Annotated in this window: 26 protein-coding genes; 12 read left to right on the top strand and 14 right to left on the bottom strand. The window is 68.0% G+C overall.

Features of this window, described 5'->3' with window-relative positions:
- Positions 1-124 precede the first annotated feature (124 nt).
- The 3 genes from E0H75_RS21200 to E0H75_RS21190 all read left to right on the top strand — a co-directional run bounded on the left by E0H75_RS21200 (position 125) and on the right by E0H75_RS21190 (position 2,018).
- Positions 125-571: a pyridoxamine 5'-phosphate oxidase family protein gene (locus E0H75_RS21200; RefSeq protein WP_131515335.1), complete on the top strand. Its 447-nt coding sequence runs from the start codon at positions 125-127 to the stop codon at positions 569-571.
- Positions 572-697: 126 nt separating this feature from the next.
- The gene (locus E0H75_RS21195) at positions 698-1,513 is read left to right on the top strand and encodes a universal stress protein (RefSeq protein WP_131515333.1); all 816 of its coding nucleotides are present in this window, start codon (positions 698-700) and stop codon (positions 1,511-1,513) included.
- 247 nt (positions 1,514-1,760) lie between these two features.
- Positions 1,761-2,018: a hypothetical protein gene (locus E0H75_RS21190; RefSeq protein ID WP_131515331.1), complete on the top strand. Its 258-nt coding sequence runs from the start codon at positions 1,761-1,763 to the stop codon at positions 2,016-2,018.
- An 83-nt stretch (positions 2,019-2,101) separates the two neighbouring features.
- On the opposite strand, the gene E0H75_RS21185 is transcribed toward E0H75_RS21190, so the two are convergent.
- On the bottom strand, positions 2,102-2,704 hold the full coding sequence (locus E0H75_RS21185; RefSeq protein WP_131515329.1) for an Rv1733c family protein: 603 nt from the start codon (positions 2,702-2,704) through the stop codon (positions 2,102-2,104).
- Positions 2,705-3,167: 463 nt separating this feature from the next.
- On the opposite strand from E0H75_RS21185, the gene E0H75_RS21180 reads away from it, so the two are divergent.
- Together E0H75_RS21180 and E0H75_RS21175 are read left to right on the top strand one after the other, a co-directional pair.
- Complete coding sequence (locus E0H75_RS21180) at positions 3,168-3,614, top strand: CBS domain-containing protein (RefSeq protein WP_131515327.1); 447 nt, start codon at positions 3,168-3,170, stop codon at positions 3,612-3,614.
- A gap of 49 nt (positions 3,615-3,663) precedes the next feature.
- Positions 3,664-4,953 carry an ArsB/NhaD family transporter gene (locus E0H75_RS21175; protein ID WP_131515326.1) on the top strand — a complete coding sequence of 430 codons (1,290 nt, stop codon included), beginning with the start codon at positions 3,664-3,666 and terminating at the stop codon, positions 4,951-4,953.
- 848 nt (positions 4,954-5,801) lie between these two features.
- Here the strand turns inward: E0H75_RS21175 and E0H75_RS21170 are convergent.
- The 4 genes from E0H75_RS21170 to E0H75_RS21155 all read right to left on the bottom strand — a co-directional run bounded on the left by E0H75_RS21170 (position 5,802) and on the right by E0H75_RS21155 (position 11,021).
- On the bottom strand, positions 5,802-7,163 hold the full coding sequence (locus E0H75_RS21170) for a PASTA domain-containing protein (RefSeq protein ID WP_131515324.1): 1,362 nt from the start codon (positions 7,161-7,163) through the stop codon (positions 5,802-5,804).
- A gap of 19 nt (positions 7,164-7,182) precedes the next feature.
- Positions 7,183-7,710 (bottom strand): peptidoglycan DD-metalloendopeptidase family protein, encoded by a 528-nt coding sequence (locus E0H75_RS21165; RefSeq protein ID WP_131515322.1) that lies wholly within the window; start codon positions 7,708-7,710, stop codon positions 7,183-7,185.
- 12 nt (positions 7,711-7,722) lie between these two features.
- Positions 7,723-8,343 carry a hypothetical protein gene (locus E0H75_RS21160; RefSeq protein ID WP_131515320.1) on the bottom strand — a complete coding sequence of 207 codons (621 nt, stop codon included), beginning with the start codon at positions 8,341-8,343 and terminating at the stop codon, positions 7,723-7,725.
- A gap of 74 nt (positions 8,344-8,417) precedes the next feature.
- Positions 8,418-11,021, bottom strand: coding sequence for an ATP-binding protein (locus tag E0H75_RS21155; RefSeq protein WP_131515318.1), 2,604 nt, complete (start codon positions 11,019-11,021; stop codon positions 8,418-8,420).
- Between the two features lie 125 nt (positions 11,022-11,146).
- On the opposite strand from E0H75_RS21155, the gene E0H75_RS21150 reads away from it, so the two are divergent.
- Positions 11,147-11,584: a nitroreductase family deazaflavin-dependent oxidoreductase gene (locus tag E0H75_RS21150; RefSeq protein ID WP_131515317.1), complete on the top strand. Its 438-nt coding sequence runs from the start codon at positions 11,147-11,149 to the stop codon at positions 11,582-11,584.
- Between the two features lie 14 nt (positions 11,585-11,598).
- Here the strand turns inward: E0H75_RS21150 and E0H75_RS21145 are convergent, their stop codons facing one another.
- The gene (locus E0H75_RS21145) at positions 11,599-14,985 is read right to left on the bottom strand and encodes a glycoside hydrolase family 84 protein (protein WP_165553900.1); all 3,387 of its coding nucleotides are present in this window, start codon (positions 14,983-14,985) and stop codon (positions 11,599-11,601) included.
- A gap of 137 nt (positions 14,986-15,122) precedes the next feature.
- Here E0H75_RS21145 and E0H75_RS21140 point away from each other — a divergent pair, with 137 nt between their 5' ends.
- The gene (locus E0H75_RS21140; RefSeq protein WP_131515315.1) at positions 15,123-16,217 is read left to right on the top strand and encodes a serine hydrolase domain-containing protein; all 1,095 of its coding nucleotides are present in this window, start codon (positions 15,123-15,125) and stop codon (positions 16,215-16,217) included.
- 22 nt (positions 16,218-16,239) lie between these two features.
- Here E0H75_RS21140 and E0H75_RS21135 read toward each other — a convergent pair whose 3' ends face one another.
- On the bottom strand, positions 16,240-16,944 hold the full coding sequence (locus E0H75_RS21135) for an NUDIX hydrolase (protein ID WP_238163167.1): 705 nt from the start codon (positions 16,942-16,944) through the stop codon (positions 16,240-16,242).
- Between the two features lie 70 nt (positions 16,945-17,014).
- On the opposite strand from E0H75_RS21135, the gene nadA reads away from it, so the two are divergent.
- On the top strand, positions 17,015-17,995 hold the full coding sequence (gene nadA, locus E0H75_RS21130; protein ID WP_238163166.1) for a quinolinate synthase NadA: 981 nt from the start codon (positions 17,015-17,017) through the stop codon (positions 17,993-17,995).
- The gene (gene nadB, locus E0H75_RS21125) at positions 17,992-19,503 is read left to right on the top strand and encodes an L-aspartate oxidase (RefSeq protein ID WP_131515313.1); all 1,512 of its coding nucleotides are present in this window, start codon (positions 17,992-17,994) and stop codon (positions 19,501-19,503) included. Before nadA ends, nadB begins: the two co-directional genes overlap by 4 nt.
- An 88-nt stretch (positions 19,504-19,591) precedes the next feature.
- Here nadB and E0H75_RS44845 read toward each other — a convergent pair whose 3' ends face one another.
- Positions 19,592-19,693, bottom strand: coding sequence for a hypothetical protein (locus tag E0H75_RS44845; RefSeq protein WP_337589514.1), 102 nt, complete (start codon positions 19,691-19,693; stop codon positions 19,592-19,594).
- On the opposite strand from E0H75_RS44845, the gene E0H75_RS44205 reads away from it, so the two are divergent.
- Positions 19,652-19,951 (top strand): hypothetical protein, encoded by a 300-nt coding sequence (locus E0H75_RS44205; RefSeq protein WP_238163165.1) that lies wholly within the window; start codon positions 19,652-19,654, stop codon positions 19,949-19,951. The genes E0H75_RS44845 and E0H75_RS44205 overlap by 42 nt on opposite strands.
- A 330-nt stretch (positions 19,952-20,281) precedes the next feature.
- Here E0H75_RS44205 and E0H75_RS21110 read toward each other — a convergent pair whose 3' ends face one another.
- The 5 genes from E0H75_RS21110 to E0H75_RS21090 form a co-directional block, all read right to left on the bottom strand.
- Positions 20,282-20,581 carry a hypothetical protein gene (locus E0H75_RS21110; protein ID WP_131515312.1) on the bottom strand — a complete coding sequence of 100 codons (300 nt, stop codon included), beginning with the start codon at positions 20,579-20,581 and terminating at the stop codon, positions 20,282-20,284.
- Positions 20,568-20,963: a J domain-containing protein gene (locus E0H75_RS21105; RefSeq protein WP_131515311.1), complete on the bottom strand. Its 396-nt coding sequence runs from the start codon at positions 20,961-20,963 to the stop codon at positions 20,568-20,570. The genes E0H75_RS21110 and E0H75_RS21105 overlap by 14 nt, the downstream gene beginning before the upstream one ends.
- Complete coding sequence (locus E0H75_RS21100; RefSeq protein ID WP_131515310.1) at positions 20,960-21,436, bottom strand: Hsp20/alpha crystallin family protein; 477 nt, start codon at positions 21,434-21,436, stop codon at positions 20,960-20,962. The genes E0H75_RS21105 and E0H75_RS21100 overlap by 4 nt, the downstream gene beginning before the upstream one ends.
- A 245-nt stretch (positions 21,437-21,681) precedes the next feature.
- Positions 21,682-21,969: a hypothetical protein gene (locus E0H75_RS21095; protein ID WP_131515308.1), complete on the bottom strand. Its 288-nt coding sequence runs from the start codon at positions 21,967-21,969 to the stop codon at positions 21,682-21,684.
- 75 nt (positions 21,970-22,044) lie between these two features.
- The gene (locus E0H75_RS21090) at positions 22,045-22,491 is read right to left on the bottom strand and encodes an Hsp20/alpha crystallin family protein (RefSeq protein ID WP_131515307.1); all 447 of its coding nucleotides are present in this window, start codon (positions 22,489-22,491) and stop codon (positions 22,045-22,047) included.
- A gap of 132 nt (positions 22,492-22,623) precedes the next feature.
- Between E0H75_RS21090 and E0H75_RS21085 the strand changes: the two genes are divergently transcribed.
- On the top strand, positions 22,624-23,307 hold the full coding sequence (locus E0H75_RS21085) for a hypothetical protein (protein ID WP_131515306.1): 684 nt from the start codon (positions 22,624-22,626) through the stop codon (positions 23,305-23,307).
- A 74-nt stretch (positions 23,308-23,381) separates the two neighbouring features.
- On the opposite strand, the gene E0H75_RS44655 is transcribed toward E0H75_RS21085, so the two are convergent.
- Positions 23,382-23,513, bottom strand: a complete 132-nt coding sequence (locus tag E0H75_RS44655; protein WP_272948914.1) for a hypothetical protein — start codon at positions 23,511-23,513, stop codon at positions 23,382-23,384.
- 205 nt (positions 23,514-23,718) lie between these two features.
- Here E0H75_RS44655 and E0H75_RS21080 point away from each other — a divergent pair, with 205 nt between their 5' ends.
- On the top strand, positions 23,719-26,481 hold the full coding sequence (locus E0H75_RS21080) for a helix-turn-helix transcriptional regulator (protein WP_131515451.1): 2,763 nt from the start codon (positions 23,719-23,721) through the stop codon (positions 26,479-26,481).
- The last annotated feature ends 42 nt before the right edge of the window (positions 26,482-26,523 follow it).

Genomic DNA, 26,523 nt, shown 5'->3' with positions numbered 1-26,523 from the left:
CGATGCCGGTGGCGAGTTCGACGTGGGACTTTCGGCCCTACTGCGCGGCTCCACTGCCGCCGATGGTTGATGGGGTGGACAAGCACAGCCCTGACGTCTCGTCCACTACTGTCTGGAGACCGTGATGACCACCACCGAGTTCGACCAATCCCAGCTCGAGATTCTGAGCGCGCCGGAGTGTTTGCGGCTGCTCGGTTCAGCTCCGCTCGGCAGACTGGTCTACACGCTCGGTGGTCTCCCGGCGATCCGGCTGGTCAACTTCTTGCTGGACGACGACACCATCGTCCTGAACACCGGACCGGGTCAGAAGCTCCGCGCGGCGGAGCGCGGTGACGTGGTGGCCTTCGAGGCCGACGATGTCGATCTTGCTCGTCAGGTCGGGTGGACCGTCACAGCCATCGGCCACCTGTCCGTCGTACCGGCCGATGAGGCCGAGGCTCTGCGCCGCTCGCTGCCGCTGCACTCCTGGCTCCCGATGGACGATCCACAGCTGATCCGTCTGGGCATCGAATCGGTGCACGGACGACGGCTGCTGCCGTGGGCCCAGCGTCCCCACGCGGCCGGCTCGTAGCCCCAGCCTCGGTTCACATCATCATCGGCGACCTTTCGTAGTCTGAGGCTGATAGGGCCGTCGGCACCGGACGTGCGGGACTTTCGCCCCTGCGGTGGTGGTGCCTCGCCGCGGCATCGTGGTCGCATGGTTGAGAAGAGAGTTGTCGTCGGCATCGACGGTGCGGGCGACAGCGAGAGCGCGATCCGCTGGGGCGCGGTCGAAGCGGCGGCCCACGGTGTCGGTCTGCATCTCGTCCATGCGTTCGTCTGGGCGGAGTTCCGGGTGCCGACGGGGCCGAGCGATGCCGCGCCGGGGCTTCGTGCCGCCGCCGACAAGATCGTTGCCGACGCGCTGGACTTGGCGCGCACGTTCGAGCCTCGGGTAGCCGTCACGGCCGACAGAGTCGACGGCTTCTCCTCCCCCGTGCTGCTGGCGGAATCCCGGAACGCCGAGCTGATCGTGATCGGCAGCCGTGACGCAGGTCGCGCACTCGGACTGCTGGTCGGCTCCACCGGGCTGGAGCTCGCCGCCCACGCACACTGCCCAGTGGTCGCCGTACGGCCCGCAGAAGACGCAGTGATCGGCAACCGGGTGGTGATCGGGTACGACGGCTCTCCGGCCGCAGACGCCGCCGTCGACTTCGGTCTCCAGTACGCCGATCGCCACGGCCTCGTCGCCCGGATCGTCACGGTCCGATCAGAGGACGAGGATGAGGTCGCGTCGCCCCTGCAGACCAGACCGGGCACGCAGGCGGCTGAGGTCGTCCAGGTGAGCGGCCACCCAGCCGAGCTGCTGCTCGAGTGGTCCGCCGACGCCCAACTCTTGGTCGTCGGCTCACGCGGTCGCGGCGGCTTCGCCGGCCTGCTCCTCGGCTCCGTCAGCCAAACCGTCCTACATCAGGCCCCCTGCCCAGTCGCCGTGATCCCCACCTCAGCACTCGACAGCCATCCGACCCGCTGACCGCCTCCACCCGCGCTACTTGCGCTGGTTCTTGGCGTGCACGATGGCGAAGACGGCGGCTCCGGTGCGGCGTTCCACGTTGAGTTCGCGGAGGACAGAGGAGACCGCTTGTTGTTGCCCACGGCACTCGTTCGCCAAACGTCATTCTCTTGGAATCGAATGGTTTGCCCGGCTGTCTAGACCGGTACTAACGTGGCAAGAGAGTTGCATAGGGCAACTATTTGTTGACGCGAAAGGCAGATACTGCATGAGATCGATCGGGCGAATGGTAGCGATGGCCGCGGCTGCGGTGGCTGTGGTCGCGGGCGGCGCGACAGTGGCCCAGGCGCAGACCCAGACCATCCACACCGTCACCTGTGCGAGCCAGGACGAGTGCCTTCAGAAGCAGAACGTGTACCGGCACTACGGCTACGCGGTGTCCGACGTCTGGTACCACGACCCAAACTCGACCTGCGCCCCCGAGTGGCCCTGCGCTCCGGGCTGGCAGTTCCAGTGGGAGGAATGAACTAACCGTTAGGCCGATGCGGTGAGCTGGCGGGTGGCATCCTCTCTCGGAGGTGGGATGCCACCCGATCTCGCACCAGAGCACTAGGTGCTGCGATGGCGCCAGCGTGGACCGACGCTGGCCCACTCACGGTCCCAGTCGCGCAGGCGCCGGCGATCGAGGGGTACGACGGACAGCCTCGCCAGCCCCGCAATCAGCAGCCACGACACCATCGCCGTACTCAGACCGACCGCACCACCCACTGCCGCGCCGTCGCCCGGCCGGCGAGGTGGCGTGGCGATCGCGCCGGACTGATCCAGCCAGATCGTCACCTCGGCGTCTTTCGCGGTTCCGAGCGGCACATTGGCTCGTCCCTCGTGCAGCCATCCGGCCGGATCGGTCCAGGACACCCGCACCCTCGATGTCGCCTCGGCGCCGGCCTCCGGGATCGCGGGCGGCGTCTCCTCCAACGCTCGTGCCTGGACCTGAGTCAGGGTGGCTCGACGTACGGCGTCAGATCGTTCGATTGAGTCGGTAACCCGACTACTCACCGTTACCGCGACCGGGATCATCAGGACGGCGACCAGGACCGCGGTCAGCACGACCAGCGACTGGATTCGGTCGAGCCGGCGGCGCAGGGGGCTGCGGCCGAACCCCAGCCGTCGCGCCAGCATCAGCCCCCACGAAGGCCCGCCCCCGCTGCTCATACCGCACTCCTCGACGGCGTCGGTAGCAGACGCCTTCGGCTCCCCCTGCACTCATCACAATGCGCGCACAGAGCGATCGTGACCAGGGTCCAAAGTCCCCAACGACTGATCGACCACTGCGAGAGAACCTCCAGCTCGCCATCGGTCAGCACCAGCCTGCTTCGTTCCTTCGGTGCAGTCGGAACCTGCCGCGAGCTCCGCCGCCCGGCGTACACGGTCTCGGTCTGGGCGTGATGGTGGGTGCCACGGTCGGCACGACTCGGGTGGGGTCGGTGTTTGAACCTTGTGAGTGGATGAGGGAGGGTGGGGCCTGGAGCGCCGGGAAGTCTGGTCGGCAGTGCCCGTCCCCGTTCGGGGTGCGGGCTGGATGTCGACCCTGGAGGCTGTGTGGCGCTCGCCGATCGGTGTCAGAAGCCCGTGAGAGCCGATCGAGACACGGATGGCCGCGGCGTAGGCTGCAAGTGTGCACGGAGAGCAGATGGCCGAGGAGTTCCCGGTGGTCAGCCTGGACTCGGAGGCGCGCGAAGCGGTCCAGTTACTCGCGGCGCGGCGCCTGCCCGGTCTGATCGTGGTCCGCGAGGACGGGACGCCGTACTCCGTGCTGCCGGCCTCGCAGGTCGTTCGCTTCCTGGTGCCGAGCTACGTCCAGGACGATCCGTCGCTGGCGCGGGTGATCGACGAACCGTTGGCCGACAGGGTCGCGGACAAGTTGTCCGGCGTGCCTGTGCGCAAACTGCTGCCGTCGGAGCCGGCCGAGCTGCCGGTGGTCAACCACGACGACACCGTGCTGGAGATCGCGGCCATCATGGCGCGGTTGCGCTGTCCCCTGGTCGCGGTGGTGAAGGACAAGCAGATCATCGGCGCGATCACCGCGTCCCGGTTGCTCGAGCTGGTCGCGCCCAAGGACTGACCTCGTCCGCTGCCGCGGCTCCGTCGCGGTGCGTGGCCGGAGTTGTGGCATGACTGCGATCGCCATCGTCGTCTTCGCCGTGGCCTATGTCCTGATCGCCACCGAGTGGACGCACAAGCTGCTGGCGGCGCTCGGCGGCGCGGCGGTCCTGCTCGCGCTGGGCGTGACCGACTCCGAGCATGCCTTCTACTCCCCTGACACTGGCGTCGACTGGGACGTCATCTTCTTGCTGTTCGGCATGATGGTGATCGTCGGTGTGCTGCGCCGGACCGGCGTGTTCGAGTACGTCGCGATCTGGGCGGCCAAGCGGGCCAAAGGCTCTCCGCTCCGGGTGATGATCCTGCTGACGCTGATCACGGCAGCTGCGTCGGCGTTCCTGGACAACGTGACGACCGTGTTGCTGATCGCACCGGTCACACTGCTGGTCTGCGAGCGGCTGGGGATCAACCCGGTGCCGTTCCTGATCGCCGAGGTGATGGCGTCGAACATCGGCGGCGCGGCCACCCTGATCGGCGATCCGCCGAACATCATCATCGCGAGCCGGTCCGGACTCACGTTCAACGACTTCCTCGTGCACATGACGCCGCTGGTGGTGATCGAGCTGGCGGTGTTCACGCTCGTCCTGCCCAGGCTGTTCCGCGGGTCGTTCGCAGTCGACCCGGAGCGGGTCGACGACGTGATGCGGCTGAACGAGCGGGAGGCGATCGCGGACAAGGTCCTGCTGATCAAATGCGGTGCGGTTCTGGTGCTCGTCTTCGCCGGCTTCATCGGCCGGTCACTGTTCGGCGTCGCGCCTTCGGTGGTCGCGCTGCTCGGCGCGGGGCTGCTGGTGCTGATCTCGGGAGTGAAGACCAGGGACTACATGGGCAGCGTGGAGTGGCAGACCCTGCTGTTCTTCGCCGGGCTGTTCGTGATGGTCGGTGCGCTGGTCAAGACCGGTGTGATCAGCAGGCTGGCGGACGCGGTCGGGGCGGCGACCGAGGGCCGGGCGTTGCTGGCGACGATGCTGATCCTGGTCGTCTCAGCCGTCTTGTCCGGGATCGTGGACAACATCCCCTATGTCGCCACCATGAGTCCCGTCGTACTGGAACTCACCAAGACCGTCGCCGATCCGTCCCAGGCGAACGCGTTGTGGTGGGCGCTGGCCATCGGCGCGGACTTCGGCGGCAACGCCACGGCGATCGGCGCCAGCGCCAACGTGGTCGTCATCGGGCTCGCGCTGCGAGCCGGGTACCCGATCAGCTTCTGGGAATTCACCCGCAAAGGCATAGTGATCACCGCGATCACCATCGCCGTCGCCGCGCCCTACCTGTGGCTGCGGTACTTCGCCTTCGCCTGAACTCCCGGGCAGCGGCTTCACCGCGCTCATCACAGCCGCTGATCGGTCTGCTGACGACTCTCGTCCCCCGGCGTATGGCGTGGACCGGACGGTGGGCAGGGGCCCCAGCCGCACTCCCCCTCCCCCCGCCGCGGCTGGCCCAACGACCACTGACCGGTTTCGGCGTGGGTGCTTGGAGCTGACTGCTGCGCTACCAGGCCCAACTCACGTGTAGAAGTAGAGGTAGCCCGTCCAGGTGCCGTTGGACTGCTTGTAGCACTCCCAGTCGTCCGCATGCTGCCGGCCCGCTTGAGTCGCCCCGAAACTCATGCAACTCGAGTAGGTGGGGAAGCCGTGGCCGAACTCCCGAGTGATAACGCCTTCTTCCGTAGCGGACGCGGACGCAACTGTCGCGCCCGCAAGCGTCAGGCCGAGCGTCAAAGCAACGGCGGCACGTTGTGCGACGCGAAGTCGTGGACTCGTCGATCTACTCATCGTTGGCTCCGTTCTCATGGATGATCTCGCTCGGCGAGCATGCCAGGCACCGCTTTCAGATCGCTGTCAGCCACCGCACGCTGCGCGGATGCCGGCCCGACTCGCCAATGCCGCGGCCGCGGGCTGCGACGTCGGAGTGAGCACCACGCAGCCAGCCTCCAAGTCACAGCAGAACGCTCGACGCAGCGGCTTCGACCTGCTCCGCACCCGCACGGTGCTGGTCAACCACCTGCCGCGGGCGAGGCGGTCGGGAGAACGTGGTCACGCCAGCCGCCGAGCCTCGCAACCGCCTGATGCCATCCGATGATTCTGGACCCGATGCATCTCACCCGCGTCTTCTAGAAGTTTGACCCCGATATACCGGCGGCCCGTGGCTACCGCTTCATGAGGACTGGTGTGAAGGGTTTGCGCAGGACGGAGGCGTCGCGGCTGAGTCGGGCCCATTTGAAACGGTTAGCTGCGACGTAGTTGTACTCCAGGACCACGCTCGTGCCCTTGGGCACCGACGTTCCGGCTGCCGGGCTCTGTCCTGTGACAACATCCACAGGGACCTTCGAGCCCGATGCGATCCCGACCCCGTTGGAGGTCGGGTTAAGCCCCTGCGAGGTCAGCAGGCTCTTGGCCGCGTCGACCGCTGAGCCGACCAGGTTGGGAACCGGGACCAGGTCCGAGTCCGGTGCCTTCTTGCGGAAGACGAACACTGGTAGTTCCTTGAGTGCCGGGTCATACTCGCCGGCGTTGAACAGGCTTGGTTCGATCTCCTTACCGGCGACCCGGCGAGCATGCCGGTTGAGCATGTTGATGACCGCGGTGTAGGTGTCGTATCCCTTCGCGAGTACGTCGCCCGCATAATCGGGCAGGAACAGATCGGGATTGTGGCGGACCAGGTCTATCTCGGCGCGCATGCCTGAATACTTCATCTTGAGACGGGCGTAGTCCTCGAGCGCCTCCGTCCGCTGCTGGAACCCGACCTCGTCGAACGGCGGCATGGCAAGAACCTGATAGTCGACGACCTGGGCGAGGTAGCCGACAGGAGCCGCGTTGGCGATCGACGGGAAGTCCTTCAGGCGGCGAGCGATCTCGTCGGGCGTGGTGACCGGCGAGATGGTGGTGTCCTTGCCGGCTCGTTGATAGAAGAGGGTGGACATCGAGGAAACCTGGCTACTGCTCTTCGTCAGGTGCTCGACGCTCGCACTGACCGAGCCTCCGGCCAAGAGCCCCTGCACCTCAGCCGACACTGAGGCGGCGATAGTCCGCTGTTGTTCGAAGCTGGTCGACGTGAGTTGGAAGACGGCGTACAGCTCGCCGCCCGTGCGCATGCCTCGCACGAACGCGTCACCATAGCCAGCCTTGAAAGCGTCGGGGCCATCGGAGCTCATGCGCTGCGCCGCTTCGGGCAGGACCGAGGGACGGCTGAAGGAGCGAAAGGCGTTCTCGACGACGCACTTGGCGACAACATAGGTCGATTGCGATGTGAAGGCCGACTGTTCGGCGAGGCCGAACCGTCCCTCCGCGGAGAACAGACCGTAATGTCCACTCACCTCGACGGACACGTTCAGGGACTCCATCATCTGTTCCTGAGACTCCACGACGACCGAGTTCGACTGGGCGCTCTGACCAGACGCTGTGGCCGTTTCGACATCGCCATCGACGGCGACGCCACGCACTTCGCCGGTGAGCGTGTTGAAGCCGTACCCGATATCGATGCCCGGACGTGCGGGGATGAAGCGTTCCATTTCGCTACTCCTCTCCTCTTCAGCCGCCAACGACCGGCGGCGTACCGTCCCGGGCGAAAGCGACGGAGGCGACGAGATCGCTGTTGGCCGCCTCGACGACGTGCCCGTAGAGGTCGACACCCTGATAACTGCCACCTGGCAGGCCGCCGACGATCTCGACCAGTGCCAGGTGGAGATGGGCGGGGATCCCGTCGAAGGCGAACACCCTGCCCAGCCAGTCCCCGCGACTCACTGCCGACCCGACGGTGAGCTCCGGCGGTACGTCGGTCATGTGCGTGTAGAACCCGCCCATCATGTCGTTGTGAGCGCGCACGAACAGCTGAGCGCCGTATACCTTCCCACTGTCATCACTCGGCACGTGCGGAGACATCCTGGTGATGTGCCCGTCGAACGTGGCGTAGACGTCGGTGCCGTCGTCGGCACCCAGGTCCATCCCGTACTCGATATACCAGTGCGGCGGTTGGTGCCCGCCTTGTTGTGGACCGCCAAGCCCGCCGGTGAAGCCGGACGGGAATGGGGTGGACAGTTCGATGGTGAATCCTGACATCGGCTACTCGATTCAGCTCAGGAGCGCCGCGACCGGAGGCGGCAGCTCAGACGAGTCGGAGGCAAAGCTGTCGCCCGCGATCACGCCCTCGATCTCGGTGATCTTGTCCTGGACGAGAACCATCTGGGCGTCGTCCAACTGGTCGACCGTCACGGTCTCGGCTACCCCGGCCGCGGCGGCGACGTCCCGCGCGTACTCCTGGGGCTTGTTGCCGTCACTGGCGGGCGCGTACTTCGCGAACGCCTCAGCGAGAGTGAGGCCGGCGTACGTCGATGAGTGCAGCAGTGCCGCGATTGCGGCGTAACCGGCTCCCCACGTCGGGAAGACGAGGAAGTTGTGCCAGCTGAACTTGCCCGGATATTGTCCGTAGTCCGGTCCTCCGGGCGATCCGGTGATGTTGCCGGGATTGTTGTTCAGCCACGCGTAGCTACCCTCGTAGCCCCGCATGTGCGGACGACCGCGCGCGAGTTCACCGGCGTGTACGACGAAGTGGTAAATGTCCTTGCCGTTGCCGAGGTAATCCGTGCGGTCGTTCGGGTCGCAGCCAGGAAACCACGTTTCCCGTGGAATGTCGGTGTTCTGCGAGACCTGGCCATTCCAATACCAGACATGGTCTCCGAGTTCGAGAGTCATGGATCGACCGTAGGAACGCGCGCGCTACGGCGAATCGGGTACGTACCCCCAGAAACGACTCTGCAGCACCCCAACTACTCAGAGTGGCGGATCCGCTGACGGTACTTCGCGACAGCCTCGGCACGGCTGTGCGCACCGAGCTTCGCAAGGATTGCCGCGACATGGTGCTCGACAGTCTTCGGGCTGATGTGCAACTGCGCGGCAATCTTCGGGCTGCTCAGCCCGGCACTGACCAACTCGAGGACCTCGACTTGCCGGCTGGTCAGCCCGTTCGGGTGCGCACGTGTGCTCTCTCGGGGCCCTCGGGTTCCGTAGCGGATTCCAAGCTGCCGAAGGCGCGCCTTCGCTCTCGCCGCAGCCGGGCGCGCACCAAGGGACATGAACGTCTCCAGCGCTTCTGTCAGCGCGGGAACATCACCGGCCAGCGCCGCAATGGCCGCGTCGTAGCGGCAACCCAGCTGTGACCACTCCTGTCGTGCGCCAGGCCAGTCCCCGGCGAGCTCAGCGACTGCCGGCCCTGCCACGATCAACGCTGGAGGATCGCCGCCGGCAATGCCGATCCAGCGCGCAACGCAGCCCACCTGGAACGGATCCCGGCCATGTGTGGCCGTCAGTCCCCGGCGTGCCTCGTCCTGGGCGCGCACATCGTCACCGCACAGCCATGCGACCTCGGCCCGCGCCTCCCAGACAGGACCGAGCCGAAGCAGATCGTTGGGGTCGGCGTAGGTGAGCGCCTCATCGAGCAGCGACTCGGCGTCCGGTTCGCCACGCCGGGCGCGGACGAGCGCCAATGCAACCGCCGCGAAGATCCGGGTGAGCGGCGAGCCGAGCGGCATCTCCAGGACGGCGGCCGCCTCGGCAGCGCCCTCGTCCCATCGCCCGCGATGGACGAGTCCGAGCGCGTGTGACGCCCACAGGAACTGCCGGAACATGTCGAGATCGTGGTCACGACTGAGGGCCAGGCCCTTGGCGGCATAACGGTCCGAGCGCACGAAGTCGCGATGTACGGCGGCCACGCCTGTCGCGACTGGTCCGAACATCCCCGCCTGTTCGACCATGTCGTGATCCAGTGCGACCTGCCATGCGGCCTCGAGCTCCGGCCAGCCAGTGCCGTCGCACAGCACTCGAACCAGCGCTGCATGGAACCGGGCGCGCACAACCACCGCGAGCGCGCCGATCTCTCCGCCGATAGCGATCGCCTTCTGGGCGTGATCGGTGGTGGTCGGCAAGTCGCAGGCGAAGCACGCCTGCTCGGCAAGGTTCGCGTGGGCCCGGGCCAGCGGAACTCCCGGAGGCCCGGACTGGAGCAGCCGGACAGCCAGTACGCCGTCCTCCCAGGCCTGCGGGTTCCTCCCGAGCAACCACTGCATGTACGAGGCCCACCGCAGGTCATCAGCTTCCCGCACGCGGGCTCCGAGCTGGTTCCACAGTGCGCCGGCGTCCAGCCATGCCTGTCCTGCCTCGGGAATCCTGTTGATGAGGTAGAAGGCGTAGGCCTGGCCCTCGAGCAGCCCCGCCCGTTCTTCCTTCGGTGCTTCGGTCGCGTGACGCAGAACGCGTGCGTACTGCGCCGCCGCTTCGCGATGCGCGCCGAGCGCTGCTGCGTGCAACGCGGCGCGATGTCCGAACAGCCGTACGGCGGTCGTGTCCCCCGCCTCCTCCGCGTGGTAGGCGAGGTGAGGCAGATCGTCCAACGCAATATCGGAGCCGCGCATCGCTTCCAGAACCCGTGAGTGCAGCTCGATCCGGCGGAAGTCCGGAATAGCGCCCACGACGGCCGCGCGGGCAAGTTCATGCCGGAAGCCAACCGATCCGGGATTGGCCTGCAGCACTCCGCTGGCCGGAACGGCCTCGAGTGCGTCATGGCAGCGCTCGCGCAAGACCGCCTGAAGCACCGAGACCGGCGCCGACGGTCCGATCACCGCCACAGCCTCAGCCAGCCGATGCGCACCGGTCGGCAGCCGGGCGATCCGCGCCAGCACCGCATCGCGAACCGAGACCGGAATGCCGAGGGATCCAGACCGCACCACCTCCGCGACGAAGAATGGGTTCCCGCCCGTCACCCGGTGCAACTCAGCCGCGTCGAGGCCCCGCCCCGTGGCCAGCCGCGAAACTCCGCGCACCGTCAGGGGCTCGAGCCGCAGTCGATGAACGGCGGAACCAACAGCGAGGTCACCGAGCATGACGGCGAGCGGATCCAGCAGCCCGATCTCGTCGTCGCGGTAGGTCAGAACCAGGGCTGCCGGCAGCCGCGCAATCCGGCGACCGAGGAACCGCACCAGGTCCAGCGTCGCGCCGTCGGCCCAATGCAGATCCTCGAACACCACGATGGTGGGCTGTTCGGAATCCCGAAGCGCGCGGAGCACCGCCTGGAAGACGTTCCCGGGCCCGGCAGCATCTGATGATGCGGACTCCAGCGCGCGCTCCACTCCGGCACCGAGCTCCGTGACAATGTCCGTCAGCGGACCGAGCGGCCGCGGCGTAGCCAATGGATCACAGGCTCCGACAAGAAACCGCGTCCGCGGGCGCGCCAGTTCAGCGACGTGCCGAACCAGTGACGTCTTGCCGACCCCGGCCTCGCCACTCAGCAGCACGAGACGGCCATCGCCTCCGGCAGCCACCTCTATGTGCTCCACCAGCGCCGCGATGGCGCCCTCCCGCTCCAGCAGTACAGCCATCCATCAAGCGTATGAAATCCGGACTAGTCAGGTGGCATCAGCCGCGCGCCGAACGTCGCGGCGGAGCTACGGTGAGTTGCAGCGATCGGTGGTATTGGTGATGTGTCATCGGTATGCTGGGTGACATGTCAACTCAAGGTGAGTACGCGCCCAGTCCGATGGCGTTCGTTGCGGACATGGTGGACAAGATCGAGCAGGCCGGAACGACTACCGTGATCGACCACGGTAAGGGTGTCGTGCTCTTGACCATGCGAGGCGCCAGGTCCGGCAAGATCCGCAAAGTACCGCTGATGCGGGTCGAGCACGGCGGCCAGTACGCCGTGGTCGCGTCGCTCGGTGGCGCACCGAAACACCCGGTCTGGTACTACAACCTCACAGCGGAACCGCGGCTCAAACTGCAGGACGGCGACGTCACCAGCGAGTTCGTCGCCCGTGAACTGAACGGCGACGAGCGTGAACTCTGGTGGGCACGCTCGGTCGAGGCATGGCCCGACTACGCCAACTACCAGACGAAGACCGACCGCATCCTCCCCGTCTTCCTCCTGGAACCAGTAGACGACTGACCCCGCGACACAGGTCAGGTTGCTGGGTAGAGCTCTAGTTCGTAGAGGGAATAGCCGTACTGCGTGGCGCGGTGGACACCCTGCAGGCGGACGTAGCGGCCGGTGGTGTCGAGCCACAGCGTGTCGGTCGCTCCGTCGCCGTCGGACACCTCGGTCGCGGTCGTCCACGTGCTCGCGTCGTCGGAGACCTGCACCTTGTACGCCGAGCCGTACGCCGCCTCCCATCGCAGCACGAGCTTCCCGAGTCGAGTCGGCGTACCGAGGTCGACCTGGAGCCACGATGCATCGTCGTATCCAGACGCCCATCGGGTGGCAGTGTCCCCGTCCACCGCGAGGTCGGCGGAGAACGACGTACCGGGTTCGATGCTTGAGGCAACGACCGGGCGACCGCGCGCCACGTTCGTCGCATCGGTACGCGGTCGTACGGCGACCCGCAGTACGGCCTCGACACTGGTCGAGCCGGACGTGAACGTCACCGGGATGTCCACGTCGGCCAAGGCGGCGTCGGCGGGAGGTGTCAGCTTCACAGGTACCGACTGGGTGAAGCCACGCTTGACGACCACGCCGGTGCTCACCGGTTGCGCGCTCCACCCTGCGGGCGGCGCGACGCGAAGGGTGCCGCTCACGTCGACGCCACGTTCGGCCGTGATGTCCACCACGAAGGTCGACGCCTCGCCACGGACCACGTCCGCGCGGTTCTCGCCGACACGAAGTCCGGCCAGTGGCGTGTCCGTCCACAGCGGCACGATCTCGGCCACGGCCGGAGTCCCGCTCTTCCACACCAGCCGCACCGCCTCCGCCCGGAGATCGGCCACGGCCACCTCGGCATATGCCGACGACACAGCTCCGACCCGCTGCCAAGCGCCGTCGACCTGGACCTCGACGTCCGCCGCGCCGACGGCCGACGACTGCTGAAGAACGGTGAGACCCGCGAGTTGTCTGGGCGACGACAAGGTGACCGTCAATGCGTCGCCGGCACCGGGCGCGGTGACCGGTACGTAGGCGGTCTCGAGACTGCCGTCCACCGCGCGCTGGTACGACGACCCCGGAGCGGGCGCCGGCGTACCGCGTGCCGTCAGCGTCGTCGTCGTACCGCCGATCGTCTCGACCGAGAACTCTCGCACCACCAGCCAGAAGTCGCTCGCAGCCAACGAGCGGTAGCGCACGTACCGAGCCGTCGTGCCCGCGGGAGCCGTCACCCGTACTTCGGCTGTCGTCGCGCGAGTCAGCTCCGTCCACTGGACGCCGTCCAGCGAGTATTCCAGCGCCCCCGAATGGAGGTAGTCGTCCGGGCTGGAGGCCTTACCCATCAGCACCTCGATCGCGCCGAGCGTCGCCGGCGCGCCGAGATCGACCCGGATCTCCGACCCCGGAACGGGCGCACCGTTGCTCCAGAAGAACGTGTTCTGGTCCCCGTCGACCATCCGGGCGGGCTCGTTGTCCTGGTAGGTTCCCAGGTTCGTCGTCGCGGTGCGACCCGGCTGTACGCCGAGCCAGCGGTCGTGGACCCGGCCGGTTTCGGCGATCAACTCGTCGATCACCCGTTCACCGATCCGGGGATAGGTGCCGCTGTGCGGCAACCGGCTGTCCCGGATCGCCTTCGCCTGGGTGACGAGGCCACTCATCTGCTGCCGTGCGGTCCAGGCGGCCGCGCCGTCGCCGGCGTCCAGAGCCGCGAGCAGCTCCAAGGCGCTCCCCATCGCCTGGCCCCACAACTCCGTTGCCTTGAGCCACGATTCCGCCTCGTCGGCGAACGCCGGGTCGACGACACCCGCCCGAATAATGCCGGGAGCCGCGATGACAGCGGTCACCCGTGGCCGCAGTCCCGCGATCGCCTCGGCCCGCTGCCCGGATCGCCACCGCTGCCAGAACTGATCGACCGCGGCACCGAAGGACGGCGCACTGTCCGGGTGCAACGTACCGTCGTAGGTGTTGAGGTCCGCGAACACCTGCAACGCCGCAGCCGTCGCCGGATCACCGCCCGCACGCTCGGCCAGAGCGCGACGCCAGGACGCCTGCTCGTCGTACTTGGCCGGATTCCAGCCGAGTTCGGCGAACGAGTACAGCGCGATCTTGCTCACCGCCGCCTGGTTCATCGGGTTCGAGATGATGCCGGCGACATGGTCTGCGATAGCAGGCTCGCGACCGCTGTACGGCGCGAGCAGAAGCCTGCCGGCGGCGTAGTCGTTGACCGGGTAGTTGTCCCAGATCAGGATGTCGTGGCCGAACACGGCCTTCGCCTGGGCCGCCTGGGTCGCGGTGATGGTCCGCGGCACGACCCCGATCCCGGTCCAGTGCACGACCACGTCGCTGTCGAGCTGCTCCCGCAACGCCTTCTTGTACGGCGTCTCGCTGACGTTGTAGTACTCCGTCGGCACCATCTGCAGCGGCGCGACGTCCGGCTTCGTCTCCACCCACTCGCGCTGCACCCGGTTCAGCAGGTCGCTCTGCGCCCGGCCCGCGGCACCGCCGCCCGTGCCGTACTTCGCCTTGTCCGCATCGCAGTGCCAGGTGTTGTAGTCGATGTCGTCGAGCGGCACGTTGAAGGATCGGCCGCCCACGTCGTACAGCGCCTGGAACTTGGCGATCAGCGCCTGGAAGTCGGCCTCCGAGGTGTAGCAGATCGACAGGCCCGGCGAGAGCGCGAAGGTGAAGTCCACCTTGTTCTGCCGCGCGCGGGTCACGAGTTCGGCCAGTTGCGCGAGCTTGTCCGCCGGGTACGGGTCGCGCCACTGCTCGCGGTGGTACGGATCGTCCTTCGGCGCGTACTCGTAGGTGTTCATCCGGTGCTCACCGAGGTAGCTGAGCTCGTCCAGGCGATCCGCCTGCGACCACGGAGTGCCGTAGAACCCTTCGATCGCACCGCGGTAGCGCATCGTCGGCCAGTCCCGGATGGCGACGCCGGGCATCCAGTCGCGACCCGGGCGGGCCTGGATCAACTGCGCGAGCGACTGTGCGGCGTAGTACGTGCCGTCGGAGTCGGCGCTGTCGAGCACCACGTGGCCGCGGTCGTGCCGGTCGCGACCGGCTGCGAGCACGTACCCCTCCGCGGCCAGGCCAGTGCTGTCCGGGACCCGCAGGTCGCTGAGCACCGACGCCTCGCGACCCAGCCAGATGGTCGTCGGCGTACCGGGATCGCTGCCGTCCGTGGTTCGGATGGTCTTCACACCGGCACGGTTCAGGGCCTGGCGTACGACGCGCTCGGCATCCGCATCGGAGCGTGAGGTCCGGACGAGGCCGACCACCGGGGTGATCGGGAAGCCGTCGGCACGTGACACGAGTTGCTGCGGCTCAGGAGAGACCGCGACAGTGGCGGGACGGCCGGCGCCGGCCTCCTGTGGCACCAGCAGAAGGGGCGTGACCAGGGCGAGCACGCTGACAGCAGACCGGAGCAGGCGCATCGAGTCTCCTCAGGCAGGGCGGTTGAGGACAGTTAGCCAGTGCGCAGAACTGCTCGTCAAGAGCTCACGGCAGGCACCTTCAGGCAAGATCGGTGAAGTCGGAGCGGTCGCGAGACCCTGACGGGTACGGTCCGGTTGTGAGTGACCTTCAGGCCACTGCCGCACGCCTGGTCACCGAGCCTGGTGCCGGGGCTCCCCCAGGCATCGTCCTGGGGATCGACACGGCCGGCCTGAAGTCGTCGGTGAGTGCCGGTCACCGCACCGTCCGGTGGGATGGCGACGTGCGGCACGGGGTGTCGGCGATGACCGTCGAGACGCATCACGACCTCGCCTCGGTCACCAAGGTCGTGGCCACCACGACGGCGCTGATCCGGCTGGTGTCCGCGGGCCTGGTCGACCTCGACTCCGCCGTACGTCGCCATCTGCCGCAGTTCACCGGCGACGCGACGGTGCGGGATCTCCTCCTCCATCGAGCCGGCCTGTGGGAGTGGTACCCCCTCTACATCACTGCCCGCCAGGTGGAGGAACTCCCGCTGCGGTACGAACCTCGCCGGCAGCGTCACTACTCCGATCTCGGCTTCATCCTGCTGGGACGGATCATCGCCACGGCCTTCGGCGACGATCTGGAGCGGGCCGTGGCCGAACTGGTCACCACGCCGCTCGGGTTGACCAGCACCCGCTTCGCCCACCCCGCCGGCGAGGCAGTCGCGACCGGTGCCCGCGACGATCGGGTCGAGATGACGATGCTCGACACCGGCCAGCCCTACCCGGTGCCACACCGCAGTACCGAGTTCACCGGCTGGCGACATCACCCGATCGACGGGGAAGTTGCCGACGGCAACTCCTACCACGCCTTCGGCGGCGTCTCCGGCCATGCCGGCCTCTTCTCGACCGTGCCCGATCTGCTCCGCTGGGCCACAGCCCTTGCCGACTACGAGGAGCACGACGCCCTCTGGCGGCCGGACGTCGCCCGGGAGTTCTTCGCGGCATTACCGGATCAGTCCGAGGCGTTGGGCTTCCGGCGCTACCGCCTCGACCTGTCCGGCGAGACCGTCACCGTGCTGGGCCATCCCGGGTACGTCGGTTGCGCGGCGGGCTTCGTCCCAGGCCGCAGCATTGCCCTCGCCCTCGGGAGCAACCGGCTGCTCGTCGCCGGCACCACCCCGGTTCCCACCGAGACGCTCTTCACCGAGCTGCTCACCACGACCAGCGATCTGCTCCGGCCGGACTGACCGACAGTCGGCGCGATCCGGCTCAGCGCGGCGGCCGCAGTACGGCGAAGGGGTCCGTGACCGTCAACTCGTGGGCCACGAACTTGTAGACGGTCGCGGGACGTCCGCCGGACTGCCCGGGCCGAGCCGTGCGATCGGTCGGGTCGATCACGTGCCGCCGGGTCAGCACACGCGTCAGATTGGTCGCGCCGAGCTCGTAGCCCAACGCCGCGCCGAACAGGTCGCGCAACTCCGCGATGGTGAACTCGGGCGGGGCCAGGGCGAACCCGATGTTCGTGTACGACAGCTTCGCCCGAAGCCGGCCGACCGCGGCGTCGATGAAGAAGTGGTGGTCGAACGCCGTACTCGGCAGGTCGTCCACCGGATGCCAGGCCGTGTCGGCCGGCAGATCGGGACGCTCGTCGGACGGAACCAGGCCGAGATAGGCCGTCGCCAGGACCCGGGCGCGCGGATCGCGGTCGATCGCACTGTGGGTGGCCAACTGCTCCAGATGCGCGACACCGCGTACGTCCACCTTCGCCGCGAGATGAGCGGTGATCGCCTCTCGGAGCCTTTCAGCGGGCTCGACGCCCCCACCGGGCAGTGCCCAGCGGCCCCGGTGCGGCGCCCGGGCGCGTTTCCAGAGCAGAACGCACAGCCTGTCGTCGCGGACGGACAGCACCACGGCCAGCACCTCGTGGGGATAGCTCGGGAAGTTAACCGGATCACCTTTCTTGGCTTCGGGCACGTCGCCGATGGTACCGTCATCCCTAGTTATCGCCTGTGAAGCGAAAACCTGCCTCAGGAAGGATCGGGTCGTGACCGTTGCGCAGAGCACGGCAGTGAGCTGGCAGGACGAGGTACGCCGCCTCGCCCGGGAGCGAGACGCGGTGATTCTCGCCCACAACTACCAGGAACCGGCGATCCAGGATGTCGCCGACCATGTCGGCGACTCGCTCGCACTCTCTCGTATCGCGGCCGGTACCGACGCGTCCACGATCGTGTTCTGTGGTGTGCACTTCATGGCGGAGACCGCCAAGCTGCTCAGCCCTGACAAGACCGTGCTGATTCCCACCGCTCGGGCCGGCTGTTCCCTGGCCGACACCATCGATGCCGACCAACTGCGGGCCTGGAAGGCTCAGCATCCCGGCGCCGCGGTCGTTGCCTACGTCAACACCAGCGCGGCAGTGAAGGCCGAGGCCGACATCTGCTGTACGTCGTCGAACGCGGTGGAGGTGGTGAACTCGATCCCGGCGGACCAGCCGGTCCTTTTCCTGCCCGACCAGTTCCTCGGAGCCCACGTCCGCCGGCAGACCGGCCGGGAGAACATCCACGTCTGGATGGGCGAGTGCCACGTGCATGCCGGCATCAGTGCGGCCGACCTGCGCACCCAGGTGGCGGCCGATCCCGCGGCCGAAGTCCTGGTCCATCCGGAGTGCGGCTGCGCGTCCTCGGCGATCTGGCTCGCCGGCGTGGGTGATCTGCCCGCGGAGCGGACCCACATCCTGTCCACCGCCGGCATGCTGGATGCCGCGCGTGACATGACCGCGAAGACCGCCCTGGTCGCGACGGAGATCGGCATGCTCCACCAACTGCGCAAGGTGAACCAGCAGACGACGTTCCTGCCGGTCAACCCGAAGGCCTCCTGCCGCTTCATGAAGATGATCACCCCGGAGCTGCTGGTCCGGTGCCTGCGCGAGGGACGCGACGAGATCCAGCTGCCGCCCGAGGTTGTCGAACGTGCCCAGCGGTCGGTCCAGCGGATGGTTGCCATCGGCAAGCCTGCGGGTGCTCGATGACGCGCGCCGTCGACGTCGTCGTGATCGGGGCCGGCGTGGCAGGTCTCTCGACCGCGCTCGGACTGGCGGCGACCCGCGAGGTGCTCCTGCTCAGTGCGGGCGACGGCAGCACGCCGTGGGCGCAGGGTGGTGTCGCCGCCGCGTACGGCGAGGACGATCCGCTGGACCACTTGCTCGACACCGATGTCGCGGGTGCAGGATTCTGCGATCCCCGCAACGTCCGGGCGCTGGTCGAGGAGGGTCCGCAGCGACTGGCCGAACTCATCGCACAGGGGGCACGCTTCGACCGCAACGCCGACGGTTCGCTGTCGAGAACGCTCGAGGGCGGCCACGGTCATCCCCGGATCGTTCACGCCGGCGGTGACGCCACCGGCGCCGAGGTTCATCGAGCCCTCCGCAGCGCAGTACAGCTCGCCGGTGTTCAGACGATCACCGGGCGGACCGTCGGCCTGATCCAGTCGGACACCGGCCGCATCGGCGGCGTGCTCGTCGAGGCCGGAGGACAGATCAGCCAGATCGACGCACGCGCCGTAGTACTGGCGACCGGCGGGATCGGCAACGCCTACCTGGCGAGCACCAATCCGTCGACGGTGTGCGGTGATGGCATCGCGCTGGCGCTGCGGGCCGGCGCATCCCTGGTGGACATGGAGTTCGTGCAGTTCCATCCGACCGCGCTCTTCACCGGCGAGACCAGCGGTCAGTTGCCGTTGGTCACCGAAGCCGTCCGCGGCGAAGGCGCCGTACTGCGCGACATCCATGGTCGTCGGATCATGGCCGGCCGGCATCCACGAGCCGATCTGGCCCCTCGCGACATCGTCGCGCGGGAGATCGAGGCGACGATGCGCCGCGACGGATCCGACCACGTGTGGCTGGACGCGACAGCGATCGCGCCCGACGTACTTCGTCAGCGGTTCCCGACCGTACTGGCCTCCTGCGCACGGATCGGCGTCGACCTGCTGTCCGAGCAGATCCCGATCGCACCCGCCGAACACTTCCTGTGTGGCGGCATCCGAACCGACCGCAACGGCGCGACCGACGTACCAGGCCTGTACGCCGCCGGCGAGGTCGCCGCGACGGGCGTCCACGGGGCCAATCGGCTGGCCTCCAACAGCCTGCTGGAGGGCCTGGTGTTCGGACGGCGTGTCGCAACGGCTCTGACCCTCGACCTCCCGCCGACTGTTCAGGGTCGCTCCCACGAAGTTGCTTTGGGCCACGATCGCGAACCGGAACGGATTCGCGCGATCCTGACCAAGTACGCCGGTATCCGTCGCGACGGCGCGGGGCTCAACGCTGCCGGAGAGGAACTAGAGGCCCTGGGCAACGGACCGCTGGCGACCGTGGCGCGATCCGTCATCGAGGCCGCGACCGCACGACAGGAGAGCCGCGGCTGCCACTGGCGCTCGGACTACCCCCGCTCCGACGAACGATGGAACGAGCACGTCGTCGTACGCCTCGACGAAGAAGACCGCCCGACAGCCCGCCACCTCCAACGCGCCGCCACACGATGACCCCGCCGCCATCCCGGGTCAAACCCAGTGGCGCGGCCGGACGCGCCGTCTGGGACAGCTCGACCACGCCTCCCCAGCAGCTGGAGCGTCAGGTTTCGCGGACGACCTCGAGCGGGTTCTTGTCCGTCCGCAACCCGGTGTAGCGCGGATGCCGGAGCAGACCGTCCCGGGTCCACTCGGTGAAGCCGATCTGCGCGACGAGCCGCGGTTGCGTCCACGAACACGCCTGCGTGAAGTGCCGGTTTTGCGACTCGACCCCGCCCAGTTGCCGCGCATCGAGGAGATGACGGCCAACGCGACCGACCGGCTCGCCGAGGCCAAGGATCAGGCCTGGCTCGGGGAGGTCGCCGCCTTGGAGGACTCCCTCAAACACCTGCGGCAGCGCCGCGCTGAAGCAGAGCAGCAGCGGACAAATCGCCTGACGACGCAGCCGCCGACAGGGGGCTGAGACAGTCGGCGGTAGCAAGGGTTTCCACGTCTCGTTCGGCCGACTACCTCGAGCGCGGTTCCGCGATTCCGGCCGAACTACGGGTGCCTCGGCGTGCTCGCCCCGCTGATGGCTTCGACGGTGCCGCGGTACGGATCCGCTTCCACTCGGGGCGGCCGGCACCTGGACTAGTCCCTTGATCCCACCGCGGGCAGTACGTCGGCTCATTCCTGCGAGCCGGGATCGGGGTCGTGACGTCGGTGAACTGCAGTGGCGGTGTGCTCGGCGGCCAGTTCCGCAAGCCGGGCACGGCGGGGTGTCCATGACTGGGCAGAGGTCAGCTGGACTGCCCTATCCAGCGGCCAGTGCGGCAGTGTGGGTGAGCGTGGACTTGCCCGGTGCCGTGGGGGCGACGTCCAAGGGGCCGACGGCGTGGGCTTCCGTGCGGTAGCGGTAGGAGTTGTGCTCGGCGGTGCTGCCGTCGGGGTTGGTGATGATGTGGTCGACGCCGTACCACTGTGCGACGGTGGCGCCCTGGGAGACTTGGCGGTCCCGGCTGCCGCCGGCGGCGAAGGGTTGCGGGCTGTTGCGCCAGCGGGTCTTCCAGACGCCGTTGTCGCAGTAGGTCTCGATGTCGTCAGCGGGGGCCATCGTGCTTCCCTCCTGGTTGTGGCGGTTCCCAGTGCACGGGGCTGACCCGGATCGCCGGATCGACCCGGATGGGCGCAGCGCCGGATGCGACAGTGTCGGAGCTCCGCGGCCGTGGTGAAGGTGCGCCAACTAAGGGTGCACTGGGCGCGGCTGCCTGGGCGCGGTCGTAGGCGGCGCGGCGGATCGGGTCGCGCAGGGTGGCGTAAGCGTTGAGGAGTTCCTGCAGGCGGTGGTCGGCGTCGTCCGCGTCGTCGGACTCTGGTGTGCGGGTGTCGGGGTGGAGTCCGCGGACGAGGCCGCGGAAGGCGTGGTCGAGGTCGTCGTCGGTGGCCTCGGTGGTGACGCCGAGGATCGCGTATGGGTCGAGCGTCGGCGCGGTCATGGCAGGTACCCATCGGTCGTGTCGGCGTCGACGATGTAGACGGCGGGGCACGGGCGGTGCTTGGGGGCGTGGATGGTGAGTACGCCATTGGCCAGGGTCGCGGTGATCTTGTCGCCAAGCACCGGCCCGGGAAGGTTGACGGCGTAGTGCACCGGTCCGGTACGCCGGCCGCGCCGGCGCAGCGTCCCGGCGTGCACCCGTGTGGGGATCCGGCCGTGCACGACGAGCTGCTGGCCGTTCCACTGCACGGCCACCTGGCGTGCGACGGCGCCAGGCAGGTCGAGTTCGATGACGAACTCGTCGGCGGTTTCCTCGATGTCTACTGCCGGAGCCGGTTCGCCGCCGGTTGAGGACGCGGCGGTGAGACGGCGCAGGCCGCGGCTGGTCCGGTGGTGGATGTCGTCGAGGTGAGCGAACGGCTCGGCCGGCAGCCACCGCACTGCCGGCGCCTGCCGGACAGCGCCGAGGGTCATATCGCTCACCTTCTCTGTCTGTGTCGTCGTCCAGTGGGGTTCGGTGACCCGGAAGGTGGTGCGGCGGCCCACAACGGTGCGGTCCTAGGAAGGACAAGGCGGGTCGAGCGCCGCCGCAGTGTGAGAGTGTGCCAGCGCGGGCGGCCGCACCACCGGCTCGGGTCAAGGAGCACAATCGAATCTAGCTATCACCTCCCCAAGGCTTTCGTTGCACAGCTCCATCGGGGATCGTCAGGACGGCGATGTCATCGCTTCGGCCGCAGCGGAGGGCCGCGCTCCCGGCTCAGCGGCCGTCGCGCCGGGACGCTGCCGGCAAGGGGGGACCGTTGCCATGGTGGCCACCGGTGCGGTGGCCGCCCGGCCCACCCGCCGCCGGGTGGCGACGGCTTGCGGCGTGGAGGCTCGGACGGCGCCTCCCAGCAGGCACCGATCAGCGCGTCGAACTCGGCGCGCATCAGATCGTCATCGTCCAGGACGAGGTCGACGAAGACCTCGGCCTCGGCGACGGTCTGCTGCTGGTTGGTCGCCGTCATCGAACTCACCTCATCGACAATCCGCCTCACGTCACCGGGACTGGTGCGTGATCCCGTGGCATGGTTCGCCCAGGGTCAGGCGTCGATCTGCTTTCGGTCCCCGCCGTCCGCTGCGCTGATGGCGATCTTGCGCGGCTTCGCCTTCTCGGCGATCGGGATCTTCAGCGTCAGTACGCCGGCTTCGTAGCCGGCCTCGATCCGGTCGGCATCCAGGGTGTCGCCCAGGAACAGCTGCCGGGAGAACACCCCGAGCGGACGCTCCGCGACCTGCATCTCCACTCCGTCGCCGAGCTCGAGCGGCCGGCGCTCGGCCTTCACCGTGAGTACGTTGCGCTCTATGTCCAGCTCGATCGCGTCCGGCGTGATCCCGGGCAGGTCGAACGAAACGACGTACTGGTCGCCGACGCGGTAGGCGTCCATCGGCATCGGGGTCGGTCGCGACCACGTGCCCGGCGTCTGGCTGCCGAAGAACTGCTGGGCGAACCGGTCCAACTCCCGGAACGGGTCGGTGCGCATCAACATCGTCCTACACCTCCTGGAAGTCTGTTGATCAGTGGTGTCAATACGCACCTCTCTTATAACATGTCATCGGAACGATGACAAGTAGGCAAAGTCAGCGGATCGCTGACACAATGGAGCGGAAAGGAGGTGACAATGACAGTCACGAACACACCCGACGAGACGCAGGTCTTGGACTCCTCGGCGTCGGCCGCGATCGCCGCCGTCGAGGAAACCGTCCACCACATCGCACACCAAGACACCCCGGCTGCCAGGCGGCAGGACACCACGAACGCCAGTTCGGACGACATACTGGCCGCACTGGCCGGCCTGCGGGCCGTACAAGATCAGCTCGCCGCCTGGGAGCCGCTGCTCATCGGCGCCGCCCGCGCCCGCGGGACCAGTTGGGCCGCGATCGCGCCAGCGCTCGGCGTCGCCAGCCGCCAGGCCGCGGAACGCCGCTACCTGCGACTCAACCCGCACACCGCCGACCCCGCCGGCATGACCGGCGAAGAACGCGTCCAGGCCGCCCGTGACCGCCGCGCCGGCGACCGAGCCGCCAACCAATGGGCCCGTGACAGCGCACCCCGGCTACGCCGGCTCGCCGCCCAGATCACCGCGCTCGACGACCTCGAACCGACCACCCAGAAAGCCGTCGACCGCGTCTTCGACGCACTGGGCGACAACGACAGCGCAACCCTGCTGACACCCCTGGCCGACGCCGGAAACAGACTCCAGCACAGCCACCCCGCACTGGCCGAACAGGCAGCCGACATCACCACGACCACCAACCGACTACGCCACTCCACCTCACACGAAGCGATGCGGAATGACGGGTAGCCCGGCATACCGCCTCATGTCGCAAGCTCCTCGAACAACTCCACAAAGTCGCCGCCAGATCCCAGTTGACAGGTTCAGTGAAGCACGCCGTCCCACTTCCGTTCGAACAGCCACTCCGGATCGGAGAAGCGCTCGTCGGTGAGCGTGGCGAGCATTGGGCTCGCCGATGTGGGCATCGGCTCCCGCTGGCCGTCCTCGGTCGGCACCACTGGTCCTCCAACGGAAGTCTCGCTAGCGGTAGATGTCGTGGAGCTTTGCTCGGCTCAGCGCCTCCAGGTGGCGAACAGCGCGTCCGCTTCACCCTCTGAAAATACGCCTCCGTAGAACGCCTCGCCGCCGACCTTGAACCGACCGGGCCGATTGGGTCGTGGAGGGTTGCCAAACCAGTGCGGGCACTACCTACCATCGACCATGGGTCCGTCCAGCGGTCACCCCCGGTCAGTCCTGCGTGGTCGGCGCAGCGAGTGCGAGGTACTGACCAGGCTGTTGGCCGCGGTACCTACGGGGCGGAGCTCCGTGCTGGTGCTGCGCGGCGAGGCCGGCTGCGGCAAGTCGGCACTGCTCGACTTCATGCTCGAGCGAACGTCGGGTTTCCGCGTCGTGCGAGTCGTGGGCGTCGAGTCGGAGATGGAGCTCGCCTATGCCGGCCTTCATCAGCTCTGCGCGCCGATGCTCGACCGGGTCGAGAGGTTGCCGGTCCCACAACGCGACGCGCTGCGCGTCGCCTTCGGGCTGCAGAAGGGCGACGTACCTGATCCCTTCCTCATCGGTCTTGCCGTCCTGACCCTGTTGGCCGGCGCGGCCGAAGAGCAGCCGCTCGCCTGCCTGATCGATGACGCACAGTGGCTCGATCGGGCCTCCGTGCAAGCTCTGGCCTTCGTGGCACGACGATTGATGGCCGATCCGGTGGCCTTGATCTTCGCCGTGCGTGAGCCCAGCGACGAGCTGACTGGCTTGCCCGAGCTCAAGGTTCAGGGCCTCGGCGAGCGCGACTCATGCCTGGTCTTGGCATCGGCGGTTCGTGGACCGCTCGACGTACAGGTGCGCGACCGCATCGTCGCCGAAACGCGGGGCAACCCGTTGGCCCTATTGCAGCTGCCGCGCGTGTTGACGCCGGCCGAGCTGGCCGGCGGGTTCGGCCTTCCGAACACGGCGGCTGTGGCGAACCGCGTCGAACAGAGCTTCTCTCGGCAGTTCCGATCGCTTCCGGACGACACCCAACAGCTTCTGCTCACTGCTGCCGCTGAGCCGATCGGCGACTTGACGCTCTTGCGGCGCGCGGCCGCGCTACAGGGAATCCGACCCGATGCTGCAGCGCCCGCCGTGGCCGCAGGACTGGTCGAACTCGGCGCCCGAGTCCGGTTCCGCCATCCGCTGGTCCGCTCGGCGGTCTACCAGACGGTGTCTGTGGGCGACCGGCAGGCAGTGCACCGGGCGCTGGCAGAAGCAACCGATATCGTGCTCGATCCCGACCGGCACGCGTGGCATCTGGCCCGGGCGGCGTCAGAGCCGGACGAGGCAGTCGCCGACGAGCTGGAACGTTCGGCCGACCGGGCACGCGCCCGCGGCGGCGCGGTCGCGGCAGCCGCGTTTCTGGAACGCGCGACCGAACTGACGCCCGATCGTGAGCGCCGAGGAGCGCGTGCACTCGCCGCCGCTCAGGCAAAGCTCGAGTCCGGCGCGCCGGACTCGGCCCAGGCGCTTCTTGCGGCGGCAGAGCTGGGGCCGCTCGACGACATTCGAAGAGCCAGGCTGGAGCGGCTGCGCGCACAGTTGGCGTTCTCTGTCAGACGCGGCAACGATGCTCCGGCGCTACTTCTGAACGCCGCTGAACACCTCGAGCCGCTGGACGCGCAATTGGCGCGGGAGACTTACCTCGAAGCGCTCGGAGCGGCGATCTTCGCCGGCCGACTCAGCAGCAGCGGCGGCGGCGTGGCCGAGGCGGCCGACGCAGCCCGCACCGCGCCCCGCGCACCAGAGCCGGCCCGTGCGATTGATCTCCTCCTCGATGGTCTGGTGAGAAGGTTCACCGACGGCTACGAGGCAGGCGTTCAACCGCTCCGGCGAGCACTGCGCGCATTGTCCGAGGAGAAGGGAGGTCAGGACGTCACCCGCTGGCTCTGGCTGGGATGCCGAATCGCCCCGGACCTGTGGGATGACATGTCGTGGCATGAGCTGGCAACGCAGCAGCTTCGGCTCGCGCGGGATGCCGGCGCGCTGACCGCACTCCCGCTCGCGCTCACCTATCGTGCCGGCGTCGAGGTACATGCCGGCGAGTTCGCGTCCGCAGCCGAGCTCATCGACGAAGCGGACGTGATCACCGGAGCAACCGGCAGCGCCCGCTTGATGTACACCTCGCTGGTGCTCTCCGCCTGGCGCGGTCAGGAAGCCGAGGCCATGGCGCTGATTCGGGCCAGTCTCGAGGACGCGACAGCCAGGGGTGAAGGACGGGCGATCGCCTTGGCGGACTACGCCACAGCGGTGCTCTACAACGGTCTCAGCCGCTACCAGGATTCGCTCGCCGCCGCGCAACGGGTCTGTGAACACGATGACCTGGGTCTCTACGGCTGGGGCCTGACCGAGCTGGTCGAGGCGGCTGTGCGCAGCGATCGACCGGACCTCGGCGCGACCGCCCTGCGGCGACTCGAGGAACGAACCCGCGCTGCCGGGACGGACTGGGCGCTCGGAATCGAGGCTCGCTCCCGCGCGATGCTGTCCGACGGCCAAGCCGCCGACGACCTCTACCGGGAGGCGGTCGAGCGCCTCGCCCGGACCCGGATCATCGTCCACCTCGCCCGGGCACAACTCCTGTACGGCGAATGGCTGCGCCGCGGGAACCGTCGCGTGGAAGGCCGCCAACAACTTCACAGTGCCCATGACACGTTCAGCCGCACCGGAGCCGATGGATTTGCCGAGCGTGCCCGGCGTGAGCTGCTCGCCACCGGCGAGACAATACGGAGGCCCTCGGTCGACACGCTCCAGGACCTGACCGCACAGGAGGCGCAGATCGCCCGGCTGGCCCGCGACGATCTCACGAATCCCGAGATCGGCGCGCAGCTGTTCATCAGCCCTCGCACCGTCGAATGGCACCTCGGCAAGGTGTTCGCCAAGCTTGACATCACCTCTCGAAAGCAACTCCGCCACGCGCTGGCCGACTCGAGCCCTGCCGGCTAGTCGGCGGACTGATCACACCGACTGAGCTGTTCGCACGAGTCC

The sequence above is a fragment of the Kribbella capetownensis genome (genome assembly GCF_004331485.1).
GTDB classification, from domain to species: Bacteria; Actinomycetota; Actinomycetes; order Propionibacteriales; family Kribbellaceae; genus Kribbella; species Kribbella capetownensis.
The sequence above is the reverse complement of the archived record's forward strand: the minus strand, read 5'-3'. Positions and strand labels throughout refer to the sequence as shown.

Excerpts from the sequence above, each read along its gene's own strand:
- E0H75_RS21085 (WP_131515306.1), top strand. The coding sequence starts at position 22,624 with ATGACAGTCACGAACACACCCGACGAGACGCAGGTCTTGGACTCCTCG.
- E0H75_RS21195 (WP_131515333.1), top strand. The coding sequence starts at position 698 with ATGGTTGAGAAGAGAGTTGTCGTCGGCATCGACGGTGCGGGCGACAGC.
- E0H75_RS21200 (WP_131515335.1), top strand. The coding sequence starts at position 125 with ATGACCACCACCGAGTTCGACCAATCCCAGCTCGAGATTCTGAGCGCG.
- E0H75_RS21105 (WP_131515311.1), bottom strand. The coding sequence starts at position 20,963 with ATGACCGCGCCGACGCTCGACCCATACGCGATCCTCGGCGTCACCACC.
- E0H75_RS21185 (WP_131515329.1), bottom strand. The coding sequence starts at position 2,704 with ATGAGCAGCGGGGGCGGGCCTTCGTGGGGGCTGATGCTGGCGCGACGG.
- E0H75_RS21165 (WP_131515322.1), bottom strand. The coding sequence starts at position 7,710 with ATGTCAGGATTCACCATCGAACTGTCCACCCCATTCCCGTCCGGCTTC.
- E0H75_RS21175 (WP_131515326.1), top strand. The coding sequence starts at position 3,664 with ATGACTGCGATCGCCATCGTCGTCTTCGCCGTGGCCTATGTCCTGATC.
- E0H75_RS44205 (WP_238163165.1), top strand. The coding sequence starts at position 19,652 with ATGCCGGAGCAGACCGTCCCGGGTCCACTCGGTGAAGCCGATCTGCGC.
- E0H75_RS21080 (WP_131515451.1), top strand. The coding sequence starts at position 23,719 with ATGGGTCCGTCCAGCGGTCACCCCCGGTCAGTCCTGCGTGGTCGGCGC.
- E0H75_RS21170 (WP_131515324.1), bottom strand. The coding sequence starts at position 7,163 with ATGGAACGCTTCATCCCCGCACGTCCGGGCATCGATATCGGGTACGGC.
- E0H75_RS21190 (WP_131515331.1), top strand. The coding sequence starts at position 1,761 with ATGAGATCGATCGGGCGAATGGTAGCGATGGCCGCGGCTGCGGTGGCT.
- E0H75_RS21110 (WP_131515312.1), bottom strand. The coding sequence starts at position 20,581 with ATGGCCCCCGCTGACGACATCGAGACCTACTGCGACAACGGCGTCTGG.
- E0H75_RS21090 (WP_131515307.1), bottom strand. The coding sequence starts at position 22,491 with ATGTTGATGCGCACCGACCCGTTCCGGGAGTTGGACCGGTTCGCCCAG.
- E0H75_RS21155 (WP_131515318.1), bottom strand. The coding sequence starts at position 11,021 with ATGGCTGTACTGCTGGAGCGGGAGGGCGCCATCGCGGCGCTGGTGGAG.
- E0H75_RS21150 (WP_131515317.1), top strand. The coding sequence starts at position 11,147 with ATGTCAACTCAAGGTGAGTACGCGCCCAGTCCGATGGCGTTCGTTGCG.
- E0H75_RS21095 (WP_131515308.1), bottom strand. The coding sequence starts at position 21,969 with ATGACGGCGACCAACCAGCAGCAGACCGTCGCCGAGGCCGAGGTCTTC.
- nadB (WP_131515313.1), top strand. The coding sequence starts at position 17,992 with ATGACGCGCGCCGTCGACGTCGTCGTGATCGGGGCCGGCGTGGCAGGT.
- E0H75_RS21160 (WP_131515320.1), bottom strand. The coding sequence starts at position 8,343 with ATGACTCTCGAACTCGGAGACCATGTCTGGTATTGGAATGGCCAGGTC.
- E0H75_RS21145 (WP_165553900.1), bottom strand. The coding sequence starts at position 14,985 with ATGCGCCTGCTCCGGTCTGCTGTCAGCGTGCTCGCCCTGGTCACGCCC.
- E0H75_RS21100 (WP_131515310.1), bottom strand. The coding sequence starts at position 21,436 with ATGACCCTCGGCGCTGTCCGGCAGGCGCCGGCAGTGCGGTGGCTGCCG.